This window comes from Streptomyces sp. A012304 (genome assembly GCF_026008495.1).
Lineage (GTDB): Bacteria > Actinomycetota > Actinomycetes > Streptomycetales > Streptomycetaceae > Streptomyces.
Genome location: NZ_BQUN01000089.1, coordinates 1 through 23003 on the forward strand (window position 1 = coordinate 1; position 23003 = coordinate 23003).

The window sequence follows — 23003 nt, forward strand, 5'->3', positions numbered from 1 at the left end:
GGCATTCGCGGTGAACCGGATCGACTGCCGGTGGTCCTTGCGGGACTTCAAGCGCGGTGCGCCCGGTTTCGGACCTTTGCGGGTGCCGGTGCGGGAGGCGAAGAAGTTGCGGTAGGCCCTCTCGGCGTCCCGCAGGGACTGCTGGAGGACCACCGCGGACACCTCGCCCAGCCAGGCACGCCCGGCTGTCTGCTTCGCCTCGGTGATCAGCTTCCGGGACAGCTGTCCGGCCGTCGGGAACGGCCGCCCGGCCGTCCGGGCGTCCTCGCGGGCGCGGACCGCGTCGTTGAACACGACGCGGGCGCACCCGAACGCCCTGGCCAGCGAGGCCTGCTGAGCGGCGTCCGGGTACAGGCGGAAGCCGTACCTGAGCTGCATGACCGTCACCCTACATACTTGGGTTATGGGTGAGATGCAGGAGATCAGAACTGGTCGTCACTGTGCTTTCGTGATGCACGTGCACTTGGTCTTCGTGACAAAGTTCCGGCACAAGGTGTTCATGGATGTCCACTTGAGGCGGATGGAGGACATCATGCGGTCGGTGTGTACCGACTTCGAGTGCGACCTGGTGGAGTTCAACGGCGAGGACAACCACGTCCACCTGCTGGTGAACTTCCCGCCCAAGGTCGCCGTGACCAAACTGGTCAACTCCCTCAAGGGTGTCTCCTCCCGCCGCCTCCGCCAGGAGTTCCCCGACCTGGTGCGCCGTTACTGGCGAACCAACAAGCTCTGGTCCGGGTCCTACTTCGCCGGAACCGTCGGCGGCGCCCCGTTCTCCGTGGTCAGCCAGTACATCGAACAGCAGAACCGGCCGGTGTGAGCAACACCCGGCTCCGCCGGGACCAGCCCTCGCAACGCCCCGCGCCGCAGACGACAAACCGCGGTGTCCGGCGCCGCCGGACCTGAGTCTGCGACGCTCCGCATCGCCACTGTCAGATTCGCCTCACCACCAGCCTGAAGGCCGATGCACTGCGAATGAATTCCGGTAGCGCGGGAGCGGGAAAGACTTGCCTGGTCGCCTCGTACGTCACAGCCGCCAGGGAGTCCCCATGCCGTTGCCCGCCCCGCTGACCGGTGTCGTCCCGCCGCTCTGCACGCCCCTGACACCGGAGCGGGAGGTGGACGTGCCCTCGCTGCTCAGGCTGGTCGACCACCTCGTGGCGGCCGGGGTGCGCGGCCTGTTCGTGCTCGGTACGACCTCGGAGGCGGCGTATCTGACGGACCGGCAGCGCCGGCTGGTGGTGGAGACGACCGTGACGCACGTCGGCGGTCAGCTGCCGGTGCTGGCCGGGGCGATCGACATGACGACGCCCCGGGTGCTGGACCAGGTCGCGTCCGTCACACGGGCGGGCGCGGACGCGGTCGTGGTGGTCTCCCCCTTCTACACCGCCACCCATCCGGCGGAGATCGCCCGCCACTACCGTCTGGTCGCCGCCGCGAGTCCGGTCCCCGTGCTGGCCTACGACCTGCCGTCCGCCGTCCGCGGCAAGCTCCCCGCCGATGTGGTCGTGGAGCTGGCGGCGGACGGGGTGCTGGCCGGGCTGAAGGACTCCAGCGGTGACCTGGCCGGCTTCCGCGAGGTCGTCGCCGGGACCAGGGCGCGCCCCGGCTTCAGCGTGCTGACCGGCTCCGAGCTGCTCGTCGACGCGGCGCTCGCGCTGGGCGCGCACGGGGCGGTGCCCGGCCTCGCCAATGTCGACCCGCACGGCTATGTCCGCCTGGACCGTCTGTGCCGTACGGGCGATCCGGCGGCGGCGCGGGCCGAACAGGAGCGGCTGTGCGCCCTGTACGGCATGGTGCGGGCCGGCGACCCGGCCCGGATGGGCGCGAGTTCGTCGGCGGTCGGCGCGTTCAAGGCGGCCCTGCACCTGCTGGGCGTGATCACCTGCCCGGCGACGGCGGAGCCCCAGGTGCCGCTGTCACCGCAGGAGGTGGAGGGGGTGGAGGGCCACCTGATCGAGGCCGGACTGCTGTGAGGCCGGGGGTCCTGATCCGGAATGGCATCCCCGGGGTGCCTTTCCGGATCAGGAGCCGGTCGCACGAGACACCTCTAGGGCACCGCCCCCGGGGTCACCAGCCTCGACTCGTACGCGACGATCACGAGCTGTGCCCGGTCGCGGGCGCCGAGTTTGCCCATGATGCGGCTGACGTGGGTCTTCGCGGTGAGCGGGCTGAGGCCGAGGGTCTCGGCGATCTCGGTGTTGGTCAGGCCGCGGGCGACGAGGGCGAGCACCTCGCGCTCCCGCTCGGACAGGCACTCCGGTCCGCCGGTCGGTGAGGGGGTCGCGGCCGGGCTGCGCAGGAAGCGGGCGATCAGCCGGGCGGTCGGCCCCGGCGACAGCAGCGCCTCCCCGGCGGCGACGGTGCGGATGGCGTCGAGCAGGTCGGCGGGCCGGGTGTCCTTCACCAGGAACCCGGAGGCGCCCGCGCGCAGCGCCTCGACGATGTGCTCGTCGGTGTCGTAGGTGGTGAGGACCAGCACCTTCACCCCGGCGAGGTCCTCGTCGGCGGCGATCAGCCGGGTGGCCTCGATGCCGTCGAGGTCCGGCATGCGGACGTCCATGACGACCAGGTCGGCACGGCGGGCGCGGGCCAGCTCCACCGCCTCCCGCCCGATGCCGGCCTCCCCGACGACCTCCATGTCCGGCGCGGACTCCACCAGCAGCGCGAACGCGGCGCGCACCAGTGTCTGGTCGTCGGCCAGCAGGACCCGGATCGCACTCATCGCCTCTCCCCCGTCGGCAGTACGGCACTCACCTGGAAACCGTTCCCCTCCCGCGGCCCCGCCTCCAGCGTGCCGCCCACGCTGCGGGCCCGCTCCCGCATCCCGACCAGCCCGAAGCCGGGCGGTCCGGTGCCGGCCCCGGCCCCGTCGTCGGTGACGGTCACCCGCAGGGCGCCGTCGTCGTCGTACACGCCCACCCGGACGCTCAGGTCGTCCCGGCCGCCGTGGCGGACGGCGTTGGTGAGGGCCTCCTGGACGATGCGGTAGGCGGCGGCGCCGACCGCGGGCGGGACCTCGGTGTGCCGCAGCGACAGTTCGACGCGCGCGCCCGCCGCGCGGGCGGTCTCGGCGAGGTCGGGCAGTCCGTGCAGCCCGGGCAGTGGGCCGCGGGCCTCGGGCGGACCGTGGTCGCGCAGCACCTCCAGCGTCGTACGGAGTTCGCCGCGGGCGGTGCGGCAGGTCTCCGCGATGTCGTCGAGGGCCTTGGCGACGGCCGCGCGGTCCAGGCGGTCGGGGTCGGCGTTCAGCACGTGCGCCGCGACGGAGGTCTGCACGCCGATCAGGGTGATGCTGTGGGCGAGCAGGTCGTGCAGGTCACGGGCGATGCGCAGCCGCTCCTCGGCGACCCGCCGGCGGGCCTCCTCCTCGCGGGTGCGTTCGGCGCGGTCGGCGCGTTCCAGGGCGGCGGTGACGTTCTCCCGGTGGACGCGCAGATAGCTGCCGAAGACGAGCACGGCGACGATCCACCCGGTGATGCGCAGGAACTCCACGATGCCGTCGAGGTTGGTGAGCGCGTTGAGGGTGAGCGTCGCACAGATCAGGACGAGGCCGGTGACCAGGGTGCGGCGGGCGGTGCCGGTCACGGCGACGGTGTACAGCACGAGCAGGGTCGGCGCGATGGGCGCGGTGTGGTTGTAGTCGAGGGCGTGGTAGGGCGAGAGCAGGGCGACCATCAGGCAGAGCGCGAGCATCGGACGCCGTCCGCGCCACACCAGCGGCACATGTCCGGCGAGCAGCAACGCCCAGCCGAGCGCGTCGGGTTCCCGCCCGTCGACGACGAGCAGGGCGATCGCCGAGTCCACGACGGCCAGTCCGGCCGCGAGCCAGGCGTCCGCCCGCGGGTGAGTGACCCAACGCCGCACCGTTCCCCCTCTCCCCCGTGACCATCCTGCACGAGCGGGCGCCCTTCCGGTGCGGAAGGGCGCCCTCCGGTCAGCTGCCGACCGGTTCACGTTCGCGCGCGCGGTCCTGCCCGGCCTCCGGCGCCCGCGACAGCCGCCCGGGCCACCACACCTTCCGGCCCAGCGCCACGCTCGCGCTGGTCACCAGGTAGGTGCGGACGAGGAAGGTGTCCAGGAGCACCCCGACGGCGATGACGAAGCCCAGCTCGACGAGTTGCACGAGCCCCATGTTCATCAGCACCGCGAAGGTCGCGGCGAGCACCAGCCCGGCGGAGGCGATGACCCCGCCGGTGGTGCGCAGCGCGGTGAGGGCGGCGGCGGCCGGTTCGGCACCGCGCAGCGACTCCTCGCGCATGCGGTGCATCAGGAAGATGCCGTAGTCCACGCCGAGCGCGACCAGGAACACGAAGGACAGCAGACCCAGCCCCGGATCGGTGCCCTCGAAGCCGAGGACCGGCCCGAACACCAGCCCGCCCAGGCCCAGCGCGGCGCCCCACACCGCGACCACGGCGGCCACCAGCAGCAGCGGCGCGACCAGCGACCGCAGCAGCAGGACGAGGATCAGCAGGACGGAGCCGAGCACGAGCGGGACGACGATCGCCCGGTCCCGGGCGTTGGTGTCCTCCAGGTCGATCTGCTGGGCGCTGGCCCCGCCGACGTAGGAGCCGTCGAGTGTCTCCCGCAGCCGCTCGATGGTCGCGGTCTCGGCCGCCGACTGCGGCGGCGCGGACGCGGTCACGCTGATCTCCGTCCACCCGTGGCCGGTACGGCCCTCGCGCGCGTCGGCGACGCCGTCGGTGTCCCGGATCGCCGCGAGGGTGGCGTCGGCGCGGCCGGCCGGGGTCAGCACGTCGATGGGCTGCGCGGAACCCTCCGGGTAGGCCTCGGCGAGGGTCTCCAGCGCCGCGACCGACTCGGGCCGGTCGACGAAGGAGTCCTGCTGCTTGACGGTGCCGGGCAGGTTCAGCGTGCCCAGCGCGAGCGCGCCGAGCAGTACCGCGCCGGCCGCGAGGACCGTCCTCGGGCGGCGGCCGGCGGAGGTGCCCATCGCGGCGAACAGCGACCGGCGCGTGACGGGTGTGCTGCCGTGGGCGGGCACCAGCGGCCAGAACACCCGGCGGCCCAGCAGCACCAGGAGCGCGGGCAGCAGGGTCAGCATCGCGACCAGCGCGCACAGCACACCGACGGTGCCGAGCGGTCCCATCCCCCGGTTGGAGTTGAGGTCGGCGGCGAGCAGGCACAGCAGTCCGGCGGCGACGGTCCCCGAGGAGGCGAGCACGGCGGGCCCGCAGCCGCGCAGCGCGGCCCGCATGGCGTCGTAGGGCCGCTCGATCCGCCGCAGTTCCTCGCGGTAGCGGGAGACGAGCAGCAGTGCGTAGTCGGTGCCCGCGCCGAAGACGAGGATCGTCATGATGCCCGAGCTCTGTCCGGACACGGTGGTGCCGAAGGCCTGGTTGAGGCCGTAGGCCACGCCCATGGACAGGTAGTCGGCGATGCCGGCGACGACGAGCGGCACCAGCCACAGCACGGGGCTGCGGTAGATGAGGATCAGCAGGACGGCGACCACGGCGACGGTGGTGTACAGCAGCGGCCCGCCGAGCGCGTCGTAGATCTTGCTGGCGTCGGTGGCGTACGCGCCCGTGCCGCCCACCTCGACGGTCAGCCCGCCCTCGCTGTGGGCGACGTCGCGCACGGCGTCGACGAACGCGTCGCGTTTCTTCTCGTCGGTGCCGGGCTCGTTGGTCGCGATCGGGTACATCAGGGTGGTGCCGTCCTCGGACGGGACGCCCTGCGGCGGTGCGGTCAGCGCGTGCTCCCCCGCGACTCGCGTGACCTGCTCCCGCGCGATCTCCCGGTCGGCGGCGGTCAGTCCGCCGTCGCGGTGGTAGACCAGCACCAGCTCGGTGCTCTCGCCGCCCGGCAGCTTCTCCTGGATCTTCGCCACCTGCGTGGAGTCGGCGTTCGCCGGCAGGTAGTCGGTGACCCGGTCACGCTGTACGTCGGCGAGCTTCGCGGCGAACGGCGAGGCCAGCGCCAGCACTCCCACCCACAGCGCGAGCACCACCCAGGGAACAGCGCGCTTGCCCTTCGTTTTCCCGGCCCCCATGGAACGGGCCTCCCTTCGGCACGGTCGTCCGGTTACGGGTTCCAGACTTCCGGCGCGGGACGGTCCGATCGTCGGACGTGCGGGCGAGTTCCGCGGTACTGCCCGGGGAGACGGGCCGGGCCCGTTACTCCCCGGGGAGTAACGGGCCGACGGTCATGGGTGGGGAAGGGCCCTTGTGGGTGGGCGTCCCGGACGTCCGTGCCGTCGGCCGGTGCGACCGGGAGGCCGGCGGCGCTACGACGGTGTCCGGGCCGCCGTCAGCAGGCGGTCGACCTCGTCCGCGGGGAGGGTGAGCGCCGCGCCCACGGTGGCGAGGACCTCCCGTTCGGCGGGTGTGTAGGGGCCGTCGGCCAGGGCGATGCGGGCGCCTTGGAGGAGGATCGACTCGCGGCCCACGGGGGCGAGGTGCGGGGCGAGCGGGTCGAGGGCCTCGTGCAGCTCTATGGCCAGGCCGGCGCCGCCGCAGGGTTCGCCGTAGACGCGGCCGGTGTCGGCGGCGAGGGCGTCGACGAGCACGGCGAGCTGCTCGCGGGTGCAGTCGGTGAGGCCGGCCGCGCGCACCGCCTCGGCGGCCGTGTCCAGGGACGCACGGGCGCAGCTGCCGCCCGCGGAGAGGACCGCGAGGGCGACGGTGTGGACGGCGTCGCGGAGCATCGCGGAGAAGCGGGTGGTGGTGGGGTGGTCCAGCACGTCGGTGCCGAAGTGGCGGCGGCAGGCCGCGCACTCGACGACCGGCGCGCCGGCGCCGCGCGGCAGCACGGGCAGGCCCAGCAGGCAGAAGCGGCGCCGGCCGGTCAGCCGCTGGTAGTTGCGGTCGCCGCCGCAGCCGGGGCAGAAGAACTCGCCGTCCCCGACGGGTGTCCACGCGGTACGGGTGCCCAGGATGCGGGCAAGCCCGTCGGCACGGCCGTCTCGTCCCCGTCCTGGCAGCACGTCGCACCTCCGTAACCCCGCGGCAGCATCGCCACGTCTGCGTGATGTTAGCCACACGGATGAGGCGGAGTCAGCACCCTGGACGAGACCTTTCCGTGACCTCCACGGTCGGATGGCCGATAACCGACGGGGCCCCGACCGCCGTATCCAGCGGTCGGGGCCCGAAACTCCCGGTCAGGATGGTCAGCGGGTCGCGCGGTTGACGGCGGAGACGACCGCCTTCAGCGACGCACGCGTCGTGTTCGCGTCGATGCCGATGCCCCACAGGACCTTGTCGCCGATCGCGCACTCGATGTAGGAGGCGGCCTGTGCGGAGGCGCCCTCGCTCATCGTGTGCTCCTGGTAGTCCAGGAGGCGTACGTCGATGCCGATGGACTCCAGGGCGTTGAAGAAGGCCGAGATCGGCCCGTTGCCGGAGCCGGACAGGACGGTGTCCTCGCCGTCGACGGTCGCCTCGACGGTGAGGGTGTCCACCCCGTCCGTGTCGGTCGTCGACTGGCCGGTGCGGACCTGGATGCGGCCCCAGGGGTTCTCCGGGTTGGGCAGGTACTCGTCCTGGAAGACGGCCCAGATGTCGGAGCCGGTGACCTCGCCGCCCTCGGCGTCCGTCTTCGCCTGGATGATCTTCGAGAACTCGATCTGCATCCGGCGCGGCAGGTCCAGCTTGTGGTCGTTCTTCAGGACGTACGCGATACCGCCCTTGCCGGACTGCGAGTTGACGCGGATGACGGCCTCGTAGGAGCGGCCGACGTCCTTCGGGTCGATCGGCAGGTACGGGACCGCCCACTCGATGTCGTCGACGGTGACGCCCTTCGCGGCCGCGTCGGCCTCCATGGCGTCGAAGCCCTTCTTGATGGCGTCCTGGTGGGAGCCGGAGAAGGACGTGTAGACCAGGTCGCCCACGTACGGGTGGCGGGGGTGGACCTCCATCTGGTTGCAGTACTCCCACGTCCGACGGATCTCGTCGATGTCGGAGAAGTCGATCTGCGGGTCGACGCCCTGGGAGAACAGGTTCATGCCGAGGGTGACCAGGTCGACGTTGCCGGTGCGCTCGCCCTGCCCGAACAGGCAGCCCTCGACGCGGTCGGCGCCGGCCATCAGCGCCAGCTCGGCGGCGGCGACGGCGGTGCCGCGGTCGTTGTGCGGGTGGACGGACAGGCAGACGTGCTCACGGCGGGAGAGGTTGCGGCCCATCCACTCGAAGCGGTCGGCGTGGGTGGAGGGGGTGGAGCGCTCGACGGTCGCCGGCAGGTTGAGGATGATCTCGCGGCCGGGGCCGGGCTGCCAGACGTCCATGACCGCCTCGCAGACCTCCAGCGCGAAGTCCAGCTCGGTGTCGGTGAAGATCTCGGGCGAGTACTGGTAGCCGAATTCCGTCTCCGGACCCAGCAGCTTCTCCGCGTACTCCATCACCAGCCGCGTACCGTCGACGGCGATCTGCTTGATGTCGTCCTTGGAGCCGCGGAACACCACCCGGCGGAAGACGGGGGCGGTGGCGTTGTACAGGTGGACCGTGGCGCGCTTGGCGCCTTTCAGGGACTCCACGGTCCGCTCGATCAGGTCCTCGCGGGCCTGGGTCAGGACGGAGATCGTCACGTCCTCGGGGATCGCGCCCTCTTCCTCGATGATCGAGCGCACGAAGTCGAAGTCGGTCTGACCGGAGGCGGGGAAGCCGACCTCGATCTCCTTGTAGCCCATCGTGACCAGCTGGTCGAACATCCGGCGCTTGCGCTCGGGCGACATCGGGTCGATCAGCGCCTGGTTGCCGTCGCGCAGGTCGGTGGAGAGCCAGCGGGGTGCGGCGGTGATGCGCTGGTTCGGCCAGGTGCGGTCGGGGAGGTCGACCTGCTCGTACCGGCCGTACTTGTGGATCGGCATGTGGCTGGGCGTCTGGCGGTTCGCCATGGTGCGGTGGCTCCTCAAGGTGTCCGGAAGGACGGCCGACAACGCAACGCCAAGCTCCGCGGGGAGGGGGTCGGCCTCGACTACAGGCCCTCGCCGCGGCAGCTAAGGAGAAGCAGCCCGAAACGCATAGTGCTCCGCACTCTAGCCGAGCCGTTTCGGGCGGGCGGGCCTGTCCCAGTATGCGGGACCCGAGGGACGAAACGGGCAAAACGTGTGGCATACCACTCGTGGGCGCAGCCCAGGGCCCTATGTCACCGTTTTTCACCAATCATGGTTGCCGCTGGTGACAAGGGGGTCACGCAGTGCGAGTGTTCCGTGCATGACGACTCACGGGGGCTTCGAGCCCGTCTTCTGCACCGTCGTACCGCCCCACGTCCTGGACCGTCTGGCGCGCCACGACGACCCGGCACTCTCCGGCCCCGCCCGCCGCACCCTGGTGCGCGACAGCGAGCTGCGCTCCCGGCGCCGGGTGACCACCGAGTTCCGCATGGCGGCCGCCCCGACGGCGAAGGCACCGTCGGACCGGCCGCTGCGCACGGTCTACGACGCCGAGCACGGCACCGAGCTGCCCGGCACCAAGGTCCGAGGCGAGGGCGAGGAACCCGGCCGGGACGCCACCGTCAACCGCGCCTACGCGGGCCTCGGCTCCACCTTCGAGCTCTTCCTCAAGGCCTACGGCCGCCACTCCATCGACGGCGACGGCCTGCCCCTGGACGCCACGGTCCACTACGACCGGGACTACAACAACGCCTTCTGGAACGGCGAGCAGATGGTGTTCGGCGACGGCGACGGCGAGATCTTCGTCGACTTCACCAACTCCGTCGACGTGATCGGCCACGAGCTGGCCCACGGCGTCACCCAGTACACGGCGAACCTCACCTACTACGGCCAGCCGGGCGCCCTCAACGAGTCGATGTCCGACGTCTTCGGCGCGCTCATCAAGCAGTACACGCTCGGCCAGACCGCCGCCGAGGCCGACTGGCTCATCGGCGCCGAGCTGCTCGCCCCGGGCGTCACCGGCCGGGCCCTGCGCTCCATGAAGGCCCCGGGCACCGCGTACGACGACGACGTCCTCGGCAAGGACCCGCAGCCCGCGACCATGGACGACTACGTCCGCACCGGCCGCGACAACGGCGGTGTCCACATCAACTCCGGCATCCCGAACCACGCCTTCTACCTGGCCGCCACCGCCATCGGCGGCTTCGCCTGGGAGAAGGCCGGCCAGATCTGGTACGACGTCCTGACCGGCGGCGAGCTGTCGGAGCGGGCCCTGTTCACCGACTTCGCGGGGCTGACGGTGAAGGCGGCACGCGAGCGCTTCGGTGACGGCGGCGAGGAGTTCCAGGCGGTGGAGAAGGCGTGGGAGCGGGTCGGGGTGCGGATCCTGTGACGGCGTACTAGACAGGGAGCATGCGGATTCAGGTGAGGCGTACGGGCGGTTTCGCGGGCATCGAGCGGCACGCCGAGGTGGACACGTCGGGACGGCCCGACGCACAGGAGTGGCACGACCTGGCCGAGCGCGCGCTCGCGTCCGGCCGGGGCGTGCCGCCCATCGGTGTCCCGGACGGCTTCAGCTACCAGATCACCGTGGACGGCAGGACCGTGTACGCGTCCGATCCCCGGCTCACGGACGACCAACGCAAGCTGATCTCCCGGGTGTTGAAGGAAGGCGCGTAACCAGCGGTTCCGGCCGGGACGTTGACTTCCTTTACCCGGGGTAAGCATGATCCCGCCCATGGCGACGAACCCGATACCCCCCTTCCCGGCCGGCTTCCTGTGGGGTGTCTCCACCTCCGCCCACCAGATCGAGGGGGCGGCCGACGAGCGGCTGCCGTCCGTGTGGGACACCTTCACGGCCGAGCCCGGGCGGGTGAAGGACGGTTCCACGGCGGCGGTGGCCTGCGACCACTACCACCGCTATCCCGAGGACGTGGCGCTGCTGTCCGGCCTCGGCGTGGACGCCTACCGGTTCTCCGTGTCCTGGCCGAGGACCCGCTTCGACGAGGGACGGGGCCTGGACTTCTACGACCGTCTGGTGGACGAGCTGTGCGCGGCCGGGGTACGGCCCGTGCCGACCCTCTTCCACTGGGACCTGCCCGACGGGCTGGACTGGCTGGAGCGGGACACCGCGCACCGCTTCGCCGAGTACGTTTCGGTGGTCGCGGAGCGGCTCGGCGACCGGGTGAAGAAGTGGATCACCATCAACGAGCCGGCGGAGCACACCCTGCTGGGCCATGCGCTCGGCACCCACGCCCCCGGCCGGCAGCTGCTGTTCGACGCGTTGCCGGCGGCCCACCACCAGCTCCTGGCGCACGGCCTGGCGGTACGGGCGCTACGGGCGGCCGGCGCGACGGACATCGGCGTCGCCAACTCGCACGGCCCGACCTGGCCCGCCTCGGAGGAACCGGCCGATGTGGAGGCGGCGGCCTTCTACGACCTGCTGCTGAACCGGCTGTTCGCCGACCCGCTGCTGCTGGGCGCGTACCCGGAGGGCCTGGGCGAGCTGATGCCCGGGGACGTGCGGTCCGACCTGAAGGTGATCGCGGAGCCGATCGACTTCTACGGCGTCAACTACTACGCCCCGACGAGGGTCGGCGCCCCGCAGGGCACCGAGATCGACTTCGGCGGGGTGCGGATGCCGGCCGAACTGCCTTTCTCCGTGCGGGAGATCGAGGGCGTCCCGGTGACGGACTTCGGCTGGCCGGTGGTCCCGGAGGCCCTGACCGAACTCCTCACCACCTTGAAGTCCCGCTACGCCGACCGTCTGCCGCCCGTCGTCATCACCGAGAACGGCTGCAGCTACCCCGGCGTCGACGACCAGGACCGCATCGCCTACCTCGACGGCCACATCCGGGCCCTGCACCGGGCCGTGGAGGCGGGCGTGGACGTACGCGGCTACTTCGTCTGGTCGCTCCTGGACAACTTCGAGTGGGCGGAGGGCTACGAGCGCCGCTTCGGCCTGGTCCACGTCGACTTCGAGACCCTGGAGCGCACGCCGAAAGCGTCGTACACCTGGCTGCGGGACGTCCTGAAGGCTCAGCGCTGACCGACGAGCGGGGACGGCGGCCTCAGAAGCCCAGCTTGCGGAGCTGCTTGGGGTCGCGCTGCCAGTCCTTGGCGACCTTGACGTGGAGGTCGAGGAAGACGGGCGTGCCGAGGAGGGCCTCGATCTGCTTGCGGGACTTGATGCCGACGTCCTTCAGCCGGCGGCCCTTCGGGCCGATGATGATGCCCTTCTGGCTGGGCCGCTCGATGTAGATGTTCGCGTGGATGTCGAGGAGCGGCTTGTCGGCGGGGCGGTCCTCGCGCGGCAGCATCTCCTCGACGACCACCGCGATGGAGTGCGGCAGCTCGTCCCGCACACCCTCCAGCGCCGCCTCACGGATCAGCTCGGCGACCATCACCTGCTCGGGCTCGTCCGTGAGGTCGCCCTCCGGGTACAGCGCGGGGCCCTCCGGCAGCAGCGGGATCAGCAGGTCGGCCAGCAGGTTCACCTGCCGGTCCCCGACCGCGGAGACCGGGATGATCTCCGCCCACTCGATCCCCAGCTCCTTGCCGAGCCGGTCGATCGCGATGAGCTGCTCGGCGAGCGCCTTGGAGTCGACCAGGTCGGTCTTGGTCACGACCGCGACCTTCGGCGTCCGCTTGATCCCGGCCAGCTCCTTGGCGATGAAGCGGTCACCGGGGCCGAGCTTCTCGTTCGCCGGCAGGCAGAAGCCGATGACGTCGACCTCCGCCCAGGTGGTGCGGACCACGTCGTTCAGCCGCTCGCCCAGCAGCGTGCGCGGCTTGTGCAGCCCCGGGGTGTCCACCAGGATCAGCTGCGCGTCCGGGCGGTGCACGATGCCCCGCACCGTGTGCCGGGTGGTCTGTGGACGATTGGAGGTGATCGCCACCTTCTTCCCGACCAGAGCGTTCGTAAGGGTGGACTTGCCCGCATTCGGGCGCCCCACGAAACAGGCGAAACCGGCCCGGTGCGCGGCCTCGGCCGACTGTTCGGATGACTGGGTGCGAACGCTCATGGCGCCCATTGTCCCTGATCCACGAGGCTGCGCCGTACAACCGGCCGGAGCCGCGCCACCCCGTGAGGTTCCGGAAACCCGCACGCAACGAAACGTCACGGAAACACACCCGTACGCGGCCGGTAACGCGGTGCGGTGACCCTCTGACGAGCCCCCGCACCGTTGGAGACGACCGTGATCCTTGCCGCTGCGCAGGTGGACACCGGCGACACCGCCTGGCTGCTCGCCGCCACCGCACTCGTCCTGCTGATGACCCCGGGCCTGGCCCTGTTCTACGGCGGCATGGTCCGCACGAAGAGCGTCCTCAACATGCTGATGATGAGCTTCGTGTCGATCGCGCTGGTCACGGTGGTGTGGCTGGCGGCCGGCTACTCCCTCGCCTTCGGCAAGGACGCCGGCGGCGGGCTGATCGGCGGCCTGGAGCACGTCGGGATGGCCGGTCTGGGCCCGGACAGCGTCCAGGGCACCGTCCCCACCCTGCTCTTCGCCACCTTCCAGCTCACCTTCGCGATCATCACGGCGGCCCTGGTCAGCGGCGCGATCGCGGACCGGGCGAAGTTCGCGGCGTGGCTGGTGTTCGTCCCCGTGTGGGCGCTCCTCGTATACGTTCCGGTCGCCCACTGGGTGTGGGGGCCGGGCGGCTGGATCCTGGAGCACCTCGGCGCCCTCGACTTCGCCGGCGGCCTGCCCGTGGAGATCACCTCCGGTGCCTCCGGACTGGCGCTGTGCCTGGTCCTGGGCCCGCGCCTGGGCTTCAAGAAGGACGCGATGCGTCCGCACAACCTCCCCATGGTGATGCTCGGCGCCGGTCTGCTCTGGTTCGGCTGGTTCGGTTTCAACGCGGGTTCGGCCCTCGGCGCGAACGGACTGGCGGCCGCCGCCTTCCTCAACACCCTCGCCGCCGGCTGCACCGGCCTGCTCGGCTGGCTCTTCGTGGAGCAGCGGCGCGACGGCCACCCCACGACCCTCGGCGCCGCCTCCGGCGCGGTCGCGGGCCTGGTCGCCATCACACCCTCCTGCGGCTCGGTCTCCCTGCTCGGCGCCCTGGTGGTCGGCCTCGCCGCCGGTGTCGTCTGCTCGTACGCCGTGGGCTGGAAGTTCAAGTGGAACTACGACGACTCCCTGGACGTCGTCGGCGTCCACCTCGTCGGCGGCGTCATCGGCACCCTGCTCATCGGCGTCTTCGCGGCCGAGTCGATGACCGGCTCCACCGAGGGCCTCCTCTACGGCGGCGGCCTCGCCCAGCTCGGCAGGCAGCTGGTCGCGGTCGTCGCGGTCGGGGCGTACGCCTTCCTCGTGACGTACGGCATCGCCAAGCTGCTGGACCGCACGATGGGCCTGCGCGCCACCGAGGAGCAGGAGCACACCGGTCTGGACCTTACGGTGCACGCCGAGACGGCATACGATCACGGCGTCCTGGGCCACGGCGCCCCGGTCAGTTCCTCCCCCGTCCCCTCCGCCCAGAAGGCAAAGACCCAGGCATGAAGCTCATCACCGCGATCGTCAAGCCGTACCGCCTCGACGAGGTGAAGACCGCCCTCCAGGCGCTCGGCGTGCACGGCCTGACCGTCACCGAGGCCAGCGGCTACGGCCGTCAGCGCGGCCACACCGAGGTGTACCGGGGCGCCGAGTACCAGGTCGATCTGGTGCCCAAGGTCCGTATCGAGGTCGTCGTCGAGGACGCGGAGGCGGACGAGGTGATCGACGCGATCGTCACGGCCGCCCGGACGGGCAAGATCGGCGACGGCAAGGTGTGGGCGCTGCCGGTCGAGACGGTCGTCCGGGTGCGGACGGGCGAGCGCGGCCCGGACGCGCTCTGAGCGGGGGAAACCCCGGCAGGTGTTCCTGAGGGAGGGCTCATGACCCGCGAACCGCTGCCCGCCGCTCCCCGGGCGCGGCGGCGGTGGCGCGGGGTGCCGGCCGGCCGGTGGATCCGCGTGCCCTGATCCACAGCGTCGTGCCCAGGGCCGTCGCGAGGCCCAGGACCACCGCCGCGAGCCACGGCAGCGCGAAGAAGGACACGCTCGCCGACTCCCGGGTGTCCTGCGCGCTCGCCGTCAACGTCACCTCGCCCCAGTCGAGTTGGGGCGCGCCCCGCCATGGCTCGCTCAGGCGGACCCGCTGGCCGGGCAGCAGCTCGGCGGGGATCCGGGTCAGGTCGCGGGTGAGGAGGGTGCGGCCGAACAGGCCCCGCGCCGTGAGCTCCACCTTCGGGTCGAGGGTGACGTTGCCGGTGTTGTGCAGGGTGTAGGAGATGGTGGCCGTGCTGTCGCCGAGGCCGGGCACGAGCGGCCGGTCGTGGCTGAGGCGGACGTCCTCGACGGTGAGCGCGGGCAGCGCCGGCCCGCTGACCTGGAGGTAGATCCGGGCGCCGACGGCCCGCTGGATGCCGAGCCCGACTCCGCCGCCGCCCTTGTCGACCCGCTCGTCGAGCGCCACGATCGCCCCGGGGTGGTCGCCGGGCTCGGCGCCCTCGGGCACCCGGAGGGTGAACGGCACGGTGACGGACGCGCGGCCGGGCACGGTCACCCGGTCCTTCGCGGGCTTCGCCCACGCGCCCACGCCCCGCATCCGCTCCCCCGCGCTCCGCACGGCGAACCCGCCGTCACGGGGGGTGTTGTAGGCGTCGGCGGCGTAGAGCCGGAAGGTGAGCGGCGCGTCGGTCTTGTTGGTGACGACGACCTTGTCGCTGACGCTCTGCCCGGGATCGGCGGTGACGTAGAAGTACGGCCGCGCGGCGACGGCCGTGGCGACGGGGTGCACCGACCAGCTGCCGTTGTCGGCGGCCCGGGCGGGCGCGGCCACCAGCGGCGACAGCAGCAGCGTCGGAAGGAGCGTCAGGAGGAGGACGTACGGCTTGCGCATGGGTGCGGACCCCCCACGGGCGACGGATGACGGGGTGGTCGGGCGGCCCCGTGCTGGGGACGCCCGGCCACCGGTGGACGGGTGGGTCAGGTGAGGGTGAGGGTCAGGACGCCGGAGTAGCTGCCCGCGGGCGTGAACGCCGGTACGTCGAGGGAGAGTCGGGCGTCGGCGGTGAACTCGCCGCCGGTGAGCGTGGCGTCGGGCGCGGAGGCCAGGGTCGCCCCGGCGGCGCCGACCACGCCCGCCGAACCGGCCCGGCAGGTGCTGGGGCTGCCCGCCTTGGTGGCACACGCCGGCGTCCAGCTCAGCTTCCCGGCCGCGATCTTGGCGCCGGGTCCGGTGAAGTCGGTGACCTTGCCGGTCAGGGACCAGCCCGCGGGCCCGCCGCGGAAGTCCTTGACGGTCACCGTCTGAAGAGCTCCGGTCGAGGCGCCGCCGGTGCCGAAGTCGACCGCCGAGAGCCGCACGGCGTCCCCGGCCTGGGCCATCGACAGGGTGCCCGCCTTCACGGTCGTGGTCAGCTTCTGACTGCCGTCCGGTACGGGCGTGTCGTCGACGACGACGTACGCGACGGGCCCGGCGCCCTTCTCCGCGCTCCACGCGCCGCCCTCGTACGCCACGATCCCGGTCGTCGTACGGTCGTTGACGACGAGGGAGCCGCTGATGGCGCCCTGGGCGTTGGCGGTGACGGTCGCCGTGTCGGCGGTCTGGACCGCCCCGGCGCGGCCGGCGAGGGTGACGGTCGCGCCCGGCGTGAAGTCGCTGCCGGTGACGGTGACCGTGTCACCCGGCCCGCCGGAGGCCGAACCCAGCGAGATGGCACGGGTGTTGGCCGGCGGGTTGTCGCCCGCGGTGATCGTCTCCGACACCGGTGCGGGCGGGTCGGTCACCGTGCAGGGGGTGTCCAGTTCCAGGATGTAGCTGGTGTGGATGTTGTAGTCGCCGGGCGAGAGGGTGATCGCGCCGGGCGCGGTGACCGTGAAGGTGCCGGTCATGGAGAACGACGGGAAGGGGCCCTTGCCGGGAACCGGATCGTTCTTCTTCGGCCCCGCGACGGTGACGCTGCCGCTCTGCGCCCCGCCGAGGGTGACCTTGCCGGTCGGCGTCATGATGTCGGCCGGCAGGGCCAGGTCGGTGGGGTTGCTCGCGGCGGGCTTGACCACCGTGTACGTCACGGTGACGGTGTCACCGACCTTCGGGGTGGCCTTGTCCACCGTGATCTTCCCGGTGGTGGTGCCGTCGATCGGCGGGATGCCCGCGATGGGCGGCGGGACGCAGTGCGTGGGGTAGTCCACGTCGACGGACGCGGCCGTGGCGGGCGCCGCCAGCGCCCCGCCGCCGGCGACCGCGAGCGCGGCGGCCCCGAGCAGCGCGCTCCAGCGCCGTCTTCGGGAACTTCGGGGTGTCGAACCCATTGGTGCCCCCTCCTCCAGGGTGCGGGCGCAGCGGCTCTTCTGCGCCGACAGGGGGCATTGACGGGCGGATCGCGTGAGAAGTCAATGGATGTGCCGGGTTACGCTGATGGACCGTCAGATGGCCTTTAACGCACAGCCACCTGACGGCCCATTACGCGCTTCTCAGTCGTACACGAACGGTCCCGGCGCCTGCGCCGCGTTCGCCGTGCAGGTGACGGTGATGCCGAAGACGACCATCTTCAGGGAGCCCTGGCGGAAGTCGAGCTTGTCACCGGAGGCCACGGTCCCGTTGAGCGGGCCGATCACGATCGGGGCGCCGGTGGCCATGGCGGGGTTCACCGTGCCGGTGAAGACCCTGGCCGCGCCGGTCGAGTTCGCCATCGTGAGCGTGGAGTTGATGGTGTTCGCACCGAGCGGGATCGGCGCGGTGATCGCGGTGGACGAGAGGGTGAGGGTGGCCGAGGTGCCGCTCTGGGTGGCCGTGAGGGTGGCGGCCCCGCCGCCGAACAGACCGCAGTTCGCGGTGACGGTCGCCGACGCCGGGGCGACGGCGGCGGCGGAGGGCGCGAGCGCCAGCCCGGTGACCGCGAGGGCCCCGGCCAGCAGTGCCGCACCTGTTCCGATTCGCTTGCGCATGGGGATTCCGGCTCCTTCCCGGATCTGCGAAGACGGACGGCCGGACGGGGCGGCGGGTGCGGGCACCGGCCCCGGTGGGGAATCTGACGGTCCGTCGGTTACGGTCCATTGAGGAGCCGGGGACGGGGCACGGCAAGGTTGAAATCCGGCCTAAATCGCGGCGGTCGCGTTCCCTCCCACCGGGACCGGTGAGCGGCCGCGGAAACGTGGGTCCAGGGGGGCGGGCCCCCTGGTGGGTCAGCACCGGTGAGCGGCCGCGGAAACCGGGGTCCAGGGGGCGGGGCCCCCGGTGCGTCAGCCCGCGGAGAGGGTCAGCCGGACGGCGCCGTCGGGTCCGGCCAGCAGGACCGGGACGCCCGCACCGCCCAGGTCCGCGACGGCCGCCCGGTCCTCGTCAGGGACACCCTCCGCCTCCGACACCACCGCCGCCGCCTCCAGCGACCTCGCCCCGGACGCCACCGCCATCGCCACCGCCGTCCGCAGCGCGCTCAGCTTCAGCGACGGCAGGTCGACGGTCCCGGCGACATAGGTACGTCCCGTCTCGTCCCGTACGGCCGCCCCCTCGGGCACACCGTTGCGGGCACGCGTGGCACGGGCCAGGGTGATGATCTTGCGGTCCTCGGGGTCGAGCGCGTTGCTGTCGGTCATGAGGTGAGCATACGGAGCACGGGCCGCGTCATCCGGCCACGGGGTACATCGCGCCCCGGCGCCCCTCCGGCGAGGCCAGCCACTCCAGCTTCCGCGCGGTGTTCGCCTCGTCCAGCGGAGTGTGCAGCACGATCATCAGATCGGGCCGCGCCGGCACCTTCATCGCCGTCGACTCCAGGACCAGCAGCCCGGCCAGCGGATGGTCCAGTTCCTTGCGGATCTGCCCGGCGTCCTCGATGTCCCGCTCCGCCCACAGGGCCGCGAACTCGCCGCTGGCCTCCTTCAGCTCCGCCAGCACCGCCTGGAACCCCTCGTCGTCCGGGCAGGCCGAGCACGCGGCCCGGAACTGGGCCACGACCGTACGGGCGTTGCGCTCCCAGCTCTTGGAACGGGAGCGGTACATCGGGTCGGTGAAGAAGTCGATGACGCAGTTCTGCGTGATGCCGGGCCGCATGCCGAGCACCATCGCGGCGGCGTCGTTGTACATCACGCAGTTGTAGTACATGTCCATGATGTGCGCCGGATACGGCATCCAGGTGTCGATCACCCGCCGCAGCCCGTCGCCCATGTCCCGCTTCTCGGGCGCGACCTCCGGCGCCGGCGGGTTCAGCCCGGACAGGACGTACAGGTGGCGCCGCTCGGCGTTGCTGAGCCGCAGCACCCGCGCGACGGAATCGAGGACCTGCGACGAGACGGAGATGTCCCGGCCCTGCTCCAGCCACTGGTACCAGGAGACGCCGACCCCGGCGAGGACCGCGACCTCCTCGCGCCGCAGACCGGGCGTGCGCCGCCGCGCCCCGCCGTCCGGCAGGCCCACGTCGGCCGGGCTCACCCGGGCCCGTCTGCTCATCAGGAACTCACGCAGTTCCCGCAGCCGGTGACTCTTCAGCGCGTCCGTCGTCGCGACCTCGGGCACGGACCGGTCCCCCTCGTCGTGTCTGGTGGTGCCACCACCAGCACAACTTGCCGCTCCCCACGGCTATTCCACCGCCCGCAGGCTCGTCCCCATGGCGATCGACACCACCTCCCCCGTACGAGAAGCGCCCGACACCCCCCGGATGTCGACGCGCGACGCACTCGTCCTGTTCGTGCTGTGCGCGGCCCAGTTCATGGTCGCGCTCGACTTCTCCGTCCTCAACGTGGCGCTGCCCGTCCTCGGCGCCGACCTCGGCATGAGCCCGTCGGCGTTGCAGTGGGCGATCACCGTGTTCGCGCTGCCGTCCGGCGGTTTCCTGCTGCTCTTCGGCCGCGTCGGCGACCTGTACGGCCGCCGTCTGCTGTTCCTCACCGGCCTCGCCCTGTTCGCGGCGGCCTCGGTGCTCGCGACGTTCGCCTGGAACCCGGCGTCCTTCCTCGCCGGGCGCGCGCTGCAAGGGCTCGGCGCGGCGGCCATCGTCCCGACGGGCATGTCGCTGCTGACCACGACCTTCCCCGAGGGGCCGACCCGGGACCGGGCGCTGGGCATCTCGGGCACGCTGATGTCGCTGGGCTTCACCGTCGGCATGGTCTCCGGCGGGGTCCTCACCGACACCCTCGGCTGGCGCTCCACGATGGGCCTGCTCACCGTGTTCGCCCTGATCGTGCTGCCGCTCGCGCCCGGTCTGCTGACCGAGTCCCGCACCCCCGAGCGCCCGCGCCTGGACGTGCCCGGCGCGGTCACCGTCACCGGCGGCCTGCTCGCCCTGATCTACGGCCTGTCGACGGCCGCCGACCACGGCTTCGCCCGAGCCGACGTCATCACCTCGCTGATCACCGGATCCCTGCTGCTGACGGTGTTCGCGGTCGTCGAGTCCCGCACGGCCGCGCCCCTGGTCTCCCTGCCGATGCTGCGCCGCCGCACGATCGCGTGGGGCAACCTGGGCGGTCTGGTCACCTTCTCGATGATGTCCACGGTCGTGTTCGTGCTGACCCTGTACCTCCAGGAGATCCTGGGCCTGTCGGCCTTCGAGACCGGCCTGGTCTTCGGCGTCCAGGGGGTGCTGTCGGTGATCGCGGGCTCCCTCACCCCGAAGGTCGTCGGCCGCTTCGGCGCCCGCCGCACCCTCGTCGGCTCCCTCGCCGGCCAGGGCGCGCTGGTCGCCGCGCTGCTCGGCCTGAACGCCGACACCTGGTCGGTGTGGCTCGCGACGGCCGCCGTCTCCCTGGCCAGCATGTGCCACCTGGGCGCGATCATCTCCTACGGCCTGATGGCCACCTCCGGCGTCCCCGACGAGGAGCAGGGCCTGGCCACCGGACTGGTCACCTCCACCCAGCAGGTGGCGCTCACCGTCGGCATCCCGCTGCTCGGTGTGCTGGCCACGACCTCCGACGACCTGCTGACCGGCGTCCGCACGGTCGTCGCGCTGGACGCGGCGATCGTCCTGGCGGCGGCGGTGCTGATCGGGCTCGGCCTGCGGCGCCGTACGACGGACCCGGCCTCAGGGGCGGTCGAGGCGGAGCCAGTCGGCGCGCGGTAGTCCGGCGACCACCAGGTCGTAGGAGTCCTCGATCAGCTCCCGGACCAGGCGGTCCGGGAGTTCGCCGTCGACGGTCACCGTGTTCCAGTGGCGCTTGTTCATGTGCCAGCCGGGGACGATCAGGCCCGGGTGCTCGGCACGCAGCCGGACCGCGTCCTCCGGGTCGCACTTGAGGTTCACGGTCAGGGGCCGCGCGTCCAGCGTCGACAGCGCGAACAGCCTGCCCTGGACCTTGAAGACGGAGATCTCCGGCCGGAACGGGAAGTCCTCCACCGCCGCTTCGAACGACAGGCAGAAGGCGCGCAGCTCCTGCGGGGTCACGCGGGCTCTTCCTCCTCCGGCTTCGGCACCGGCTCCACCAGCACCGTCACGATCTTGTTCCGGCGGCCGGCGGCGGCCTCGGCGGTCAGCCGGAGCCCGCGCCCGTCGGGCAGGTCGACGACGCTCGCCGCGCCGGCGATGGGCACGCGGCCCAGCGCCTTGGCGAGGAGCCCACCGACGGTCTCCACGTCCTCGTCGTCGTACTCCTCCAGGCCGTACAGCTCGCCGAGGTCGGTGATGTCGAGGCGGGCGGTGACCCGGTAACGGTCCTCGCCGAGCTCCTCCACCGGGGGCAGCTCGCGGTCGTACTCGTCGGTGATCTCACCGACGATCTCCTCCAGGATGTCCTCGATGGTGACGATGCCGGCGGTGCCGCCGTACTCGTCGATGACGACGGCGACGTGGTTGCGCTGCTGCTGCATCTCGCGCAGCAGGTCGCCGGCGTTCTTGGTGTCGGGGACGAAGGCGGCGGGCCGCATGGCCGTGGAGACCAGTTCGCTCTCCGCCTCCCGGCTGATGTGCGTCCTGCGGACCAGGTCCTTCAGGTACACGATCCCGACGATGTCGTCCTCGCTCTCGCCGGTGACCGGGATGCGGGAGAAGCCGGAGCGCAGGGCGAGGGTGAGGGCCTGGCGGATGGTCTTGTACCGCTCGATGACGACGAGGTCGGTGCGCGGGACCATCACCTCCCGCACGAGCGTGTCGCCGAGTTCGAAGACGGAGTGCACCATGCGGCGCTCCTCGTCCTCGATCAGCGACTCCTTCTCGGCGAGGTCGACCAGCGCGCGCAGCTCCGCCTCGGAGGCGAAGGGACCCCGGCGGAAGCCCTTGCCGGGGGTGAGGGCGTTGCCGATGAGGATGAGCAGCGACGGGATCGGGCCCATGATCCTGGCCAGCGGCAGCAGGACGTACGCGGCCGCCGTCGCCGTGTTCAGCGGGTGCTGGCGGCCGATGGTGCGCGGGGAGACGCCGACGGCGACGTACGAGACGAGGACCATGACGCCGATGGCGGCGAGCAGGGCGGGGGCGGTGCCGTCGATCTCCCGCAGGCAGGCGTGGGTGACCAGCGCGGCGGCGGCCATCTCGCAGCCGACGCGGACCAGCAGCGCCACGTTGAGGTAGCGGGTGGGGTCGGCGGCGACCTGGGCGAGCTTGGCGCTGCCGCGTCTTCCGCCGCGGACGGCCTCCTCGGCGCGGAAGCTGGAGACGCGCGCGAGGCCCGCCTCCGCGCAGGCGGCGAGCCACGCGACGACGACCAGGGCGATCGCGCCGGAGACCAGCGCGGGGCTCATGAGACGGTCGGCGCCGGAGACGGACCGGTGAGCCCCTTCTCCTCCCGCCACCCGTCGACGATGGCCGCCTGGAGACCGAACATCTCGGCCTTCTCGTCGGGCTCCTCGTGGTCGTAGCCGAGCAGGTGCAGCACACCGTGGACGGTGAGCAGCTGGAGCTCCTCGTCCATGGTGTGCCGCGTCGGCGCTTCCCTGCCCTGCTTCTCGGCGACCTCCGGGCACAGCACGATGTCGCCGAGCAGCCCCTGCGGCGGCTCGTCGTCGTCCTTGGACGGCGGCCGCAGCTCGTCCATGGGGAACGACATCACGTCGGTGGGACCGGGCAGGTCCATCCACTGGATGTGCAGCTGCTCCATGGCGTCGGCGTCCACGACGATCACCGAGAGCTCGGAGAGCGGGTGGATGCGCATCCGTGCCAGCGCGTAGCGGGCGATGTCGAGGATCGCCTGCTCGTCGACCTCGGTTCCGGACTCGTTGTTGACGTCGATCGACATGGT

Annotated in this window: 23 protein-coding genes; 8 read left to right on the plus strand and 15 right to left on the minus strand. The window is 71.9% G+C overall.

Annotated elements, in window-relative coordinates; genetic code table 11:
• The coding region (locus ALMP_RS18610) for a helix-turn-helix domain-containing protein (RefSeq protein ID WP_264929624.1) at window positions 1–378 on the minus strand (378 nt) is incomplete at its 3' end.
• A 25-nt stretch (window positions 379–403) separates the two neighbouring features.
• On the opposite strand from ALMP_RS18610, the gene tnpA reads away from it, so the two are divergent.
• Together tnpA and ALMP_RS18620 are read left to right on the plus strand one after the other, a co-directional pair.
• On the plus strand, window positions 404–820 hold the full coding sequence (gene tnpA / locus ALMP_RS18615; protein ID WP_264929626.1) for an IS200/IS605 family transposase: 417 nt from the start codon (window positions 404–406) through the stop codon (window positions 818–820).
• Between the two features lie 229 nt (window positions 821–1049).
• Window positions 1050–1976, plus strand: coding sequence for a dihydrodipicolinate synthase family protein (locus tag ALMP_RS18620; protein WP_264929627.1), 927 nt, complete (start codon window positions 1050–1052; stop codon window positions 1974–1976).
• A 74-nt stretch (window positions 1977–2050) separates the two neighbouring features.
• On the opposite strand, the gene ALMP_RS18625 is transcribed toward ALMP_RS18620, so the two are convergent.
• From ALMP_RS18625 to leuA, 5 genes are all read right to left on the minus strand, one after another.
• The gene (locus ALMP_RS18625) at window positions 2051–2725 is read right to left on the minus strand and encodes a response regulator transcription factor (RefSeq protein ID WP_264929629.1); all 675 of its coding nucleotides are present in this window, start codon (window positions 2723–2725) and stop codon (window positions 2051–2053) included.
• Window positions 2722–3867: a sensor histidine kinase gene (locus ALMP_RS18630; protein ID WP_264929631.1), complete on the minus strand. Its 1146-nt coding sequence runs from the start codon at window positions 3865–3867 to the stop codon at window positions 2722–2724. Before ALMP_RS18630 ends, ALMP_RS18625 begins: the two co-directional genes overlap by 4 nt.
• A 70-nt stretch (window positions 3868–3937) precedes the next feature.
• A complete protein-coding gene (locus tag ALMP_RS18635; protein ID WP_264929633.1) occupies window positions 3938–6013 on the minus strand; it encodes an MMPL family transporter in 2076 nt (691 codons plus the stop codon).
• A 234-nt stretch (window positions 6014–6247) separates the two neighbouring features.
• Window positions 6248–6946 carry a TerB family tellurite resistance protein gene (locus ALMP_RS18640; RefSeq protein WP_264929634.1) on the minus strand — a complete coding sequence of 233 codons (699 nt, stop codon included), beginning with the start codon at window positions 6944–6946 and terminating at the stop codon, window positions 6248–6250.
• Window positions 6947–7129: 183 nt separating this feature from the next.
• Window positions 7130–8851 carry a 2-isopropylmalate synthase gene (leuA, locus tag ALMP_RS18645; RefSeq protein WP_264929635.1) on the minus strand — a complete coding sequence of 574 codons (1722 nt, stop codon included), beginning with the start codon at window positions 8849–8851 and terminating at the stop codon, window positions 7130–7132.
• Between the two features lie 319 nt (window positions 8852–9170).
• Here leuA and ALMP_RS18650 point away from each other — a divergent pair, with 319 nt between their 5' ends.
• Genes ALMP_RS18650 through ALMP_RS18660 form a run of 3 tightly spaced genes read left to right on the plus strand, consistent with a single transcriptional unit; the run spans window position 9171 to window position 11897 of the window.
• Complete coding sequence (locus ALMP_RS18650; RefSeq protein ID WP_264929636.1) at window positions 9171–10241, plus strand: M4 family metallopeptidase; 1071 nt, start codon at window positions 9171–9173, stop codon at window positions 10239–10241.
• Between the two features lie 20 nt (window positions 10242–10261).
• On the plus strand, window positions 10262–10528 hold the full coding sequence (locus tag ALMP_RS18655) for a protealysin inhibitor emfourin (protein ID WP_264929637.1): 267 nt from the start codon (window positions 10262–10264) through the stop codon (window positions 10526–10528).
• Between the two features lie 46 nt (window positions 10529–10574).
• Window positions 10575–11897: a GH1 family beta-glucosidase gene (locus ALMP_RS18660; RefSeq protein WP_375803501.1), complete on the plus strand. Its 1323-nt coding sequence runs from the start codon at window positions 10575–10577 to the stop codon at window positions 11895–11897.
• Window positions 11898–11919: 22 nt separating this feature from the next.
• Here the strand turns inward: ALMP_RS18660 and era are convergent, their stop codons facing one another.
• Complete coding sequence (gene era / locus ALMP_RS18665; protein ID WP_264929640.1) at window positions 11920–12873, minus strand: GTPase Era; 954 nt, start codon at window positions 12871–12873, stop codon at window positions 11920–11922.
• A gap of 174 nt (window positions 12874–13047) precedes the next feature.
• Here era and ALMP_RS18670 point away from each other — a divergent pair, with 174 nt between their 5' ends.
• Together ALMP_RS18670 and ALMP_RS18675 are read left to right on the plus strand one after the other, a co-directional pair.
• A complete protein-coding gene (locus ALMP_RS18670) occupies window positions 13048–14358 on the plus strand; it encodes an ammonium transporter (RefSeq protein ID WP_309299498.1) in 1311 nt (436 codons plus the stop codon).
• On the plus strand, window positions 14355–14693 hold the full coding sequence (locus tag ALMP_RS18675) for a P-II family nitrogen regulator (RefSeq protein WP_264929642.1): 339 nt from the start codon (window positions 14355–14357) through the stop codon (window positions 14691–14693). The genes ALMP_RS18670 and ALMP_RS18675 overlap by 4 nt, the downstream gene beginning before the upstream one ends.
• A gap of 37 nt (window positions 14694–14730) precedes the next feature.
• Here the strand turns inward: ALMP_RS18675 and ALMP_RS18680 are convergent, their stop codons facing one another.
• From ALMP_RS18680 to ALMP_RS18700, 5 genes are all read right to left on the minus strand, one after another.
• Window positions 14731–15738 (minus strand): DUF916 domain-containing protein, encoded by a 1008-nt coding sequence (locus ALMP_RS18680; RefSeq protein ID WP_264929644.1) that lies wholly within the window; start codon window positions 15736–15738, stop codon window positions 14731–14733.
• An 86-nt stretch (window positions 15739–15824) separates the two neighbouring features.
• Window positions 15825–17153: a beta-xylosidase gene (locus tag ALMP_RS18685; protein WP_264929646.1), complete on the minus strand. Its 1329-nt coding sequence runs from the start codon at window positions 17151–17153 to the stop codon at window positions 15825–15827.
• 162 nt (window positions 17154–17315) lie between these two features.
• Entirely contained in the window at window positions 17316–17789 is a 474-nt protein-coding gene (locus tag ALMP_RS18690; protein WP_264929648.1) for a hypothetical protein, read from the minus strand.
• A 294-nt stretch (window positions 17790–18083) separates the two neighbouring features.
• Window positions 18084–18437 carry a cytidine deaminase gene (locus ALMP_RS18695; protein ID WP_264929650.1) on the minus strand — a complete coding sequence of 118 codons (354 nt, stop codon included), beginning with the start codon at window positions 18435–18437 and terminating at the stop codon, window positions 18084–18086.
• Between the two features lie 28 nt (window positions 18438–18465).
• Entirely contained in the window at window positions 18466–19353 is an 888-nt protein-coding gene (locus ALMP_RS18700) for a helix-turn-helix transcriptional regulator (RefSeq protein WP_264929652.1), read from the minus strand.
• A gap of 91 nt (window positions 19354–19444) precedes the next feature.
• On the opposite strand from ALMP_RS18700, the gene ALMP_RS18705 reads away from it, so the two are divergent.
• Window positions 19445–20893, plus strand: coding sequence for an MFS transporter (locus ALMP_RS18705; protein WP_264929654.1), 1449 nt, complete (start codon window positions 19445–19447; stop codon window positions 20891–20893).
• Here ALMP_RS18705 and ALMP_RS18710 read toward each other — a convergent pair.
• The 3 genes from ALMP_RS18710 to ybeY are packed head-to-tail and all read right to left on the minus strand — an operon-like array spanning window position 20855 to window position 23000.
• On the minus strand, window positions 20855–21214 hold the full coding sequence (locus tag ALMP_RS18710) for an MmcQ/YjbR family DNA-binding protein (RefSeq protein ID WP_264929656.1): 360 nt from the start codon (window positions 21212–21214) through the stop codon (window positions 20855–20857). The genes ALMP_RS18705 and ALMP_RS18710 overlap by 39 nt on opposite strands.
• The gene (locus tag ALMP_RS18715; protein ID WP_264929657.1) at window positions 21211–22506 is read right to left on the minus strand and encodes a hemolysin family protein; all 1296 of its coding nucleotides are present in this window, start codon (window positions 22504–22506) and stop codon (window positions 21211–21213) included. Before ALMP_RS18715 ends, ALMP_RS18710 begins: the two co-directional genes overlap by 4 nt.
• A complete protein-coding gene (ybeY, locus tag ALMP_RS18720) occupies window positions 22503–23000 on the minus strand; it encodes an rRNA maturation RNase YbeY (RefSeq protein ID WP_264929658.1) in 498 nt (165 codons plus the stop codon). Before ybeY ends, ALMP_RS18715 begins: the two co-directional genes overlap by 4 nt.
• Window positions 23001–23003 lie beyond the last annotated feature (3 nt).

Excerpts from the sequence above, each read along its gene's own strand:
- ALMP_RS18695 (WP_264929650.1), bottom strand. The coding sequence starts at position 18,437 with ATGACCGACAGCAACGCGCTCGACCCCGAGGACCGCAAGATCATCACC.
- ALMP_RS18650 (WP_264929636.1), top strand. The coding sequence starts at position 9,171 with ATGACGACTCACGGGGGCTTCGAGCCCGTCTTCTGCACCGTCGTACCG.
- ALMP_RS18685 (WP_264929646.1), bottom strand. The coding sequence starts at position 17,153 with ATGGGTTCGACACCCCGAAGTTCCCGAAGACGGCGCTGGAGCGCGCTG.
- ALMP_RS18625 (WP_264929629.1), bottom strand. The coding sequence starts at position 2,725 with ATGAGTGCGATCCGGGTCCTGCTGGCCGACGACCAGACACTGGTGCGC.
- ALMP_RS18655 (WP_264929637.1), top strand. The coding sequence starts at position 10,262 with ATGCGGATTCAGGTGAGGCGTACGGGCGGTTTCGCGGGCATCGAGCGG.
- ALMP_RS18690 (WP_264929648.1), bottom strand. The coding sequence starts at position 17,789 with ATGCGCAAGCGAATCGGAACAGGTGCGGCACTGCTGGCCGGGGCCCTC.
- ALMP_RS18715 (WP_264929657.1), bottom strand. The coding sequence starts at position 22,506 with ATGAGCCCCGCGCTGGTCTCCGGCGCGATCGCCCTGGTCGTCGTCGCG.
- ALMP_RS18660 (WP_375803501.1), top strand. The coding sequence starts at position 10,575 with ATGATCCCGCCCATGGCGACGAACCCGATACCCCCCTTCCCGGCCGGC.
- ALMP_RS18620 (WP_264929627.1), top strand. The coding sequence starts at position 1,050 with ATGCCGTTGCCCGCCCCGCTGACCGGTGTCGTCCCGCCGCTCTGCACG.
- leuA (WP_264929635.1), bottom strand. The coding sequence starts at position 8,851 with ATGGCGAACCGCCAGACGCCCAGCCACATGCCGATCCACAAGTACGGC.
- ALMP_RS18675 (WP_264929642.1), top strand. The coding sequence starts at position 14,355 with ATGAAGCTCATCACCGCGATCGTCAAGCCGTACCGCCTCGACGAGGTG.
- era (WP_264929640.1), bottom strand. The coding sequence starts at position 12,873 with ATGAGCGTTCGCACCCAGTCATCCGAACAGTCGGCCGAGGCCGCGCAC.
- ALMP_RS18635 (WP_264929633.1), bottom strand. The coding sequence starts at position 6,013 with ATGGGGGCCGGGAAAACGAAGGGCAAGCGCGCTGTTCCCTGGGTGGTG.
- tnpA (WP_264929626.1), top strand. The coding sequence starts at position 404 with ATGGGTGAGATGCAGGAGATCAGAACTGGTCGTCACTGTGCTTTCGTG.
- ybeY (WP_264929658.1), bottom strand. The coding sequence starts at position 23,000 with ATGTCGATCGACGTCAACAACGAGTCCGGAACCGAGGTCGACGAGCAG.
- ALMP_RS18680 (WP_264929644.1), bottom strand. The coding sequence starts at position 15,738 with ATGCGCAAGCCGTACGTCCTCCTCCTGACGCTCCTTCCGACGCTGCTG.
- ALMP_RS18705 (WP_264929654.1), top strand. The coding sequence starts at position 19,445 with ATGGCGATCGACACCACCTCCCCCGTACGAGAAGCGCCCGACACCCCC.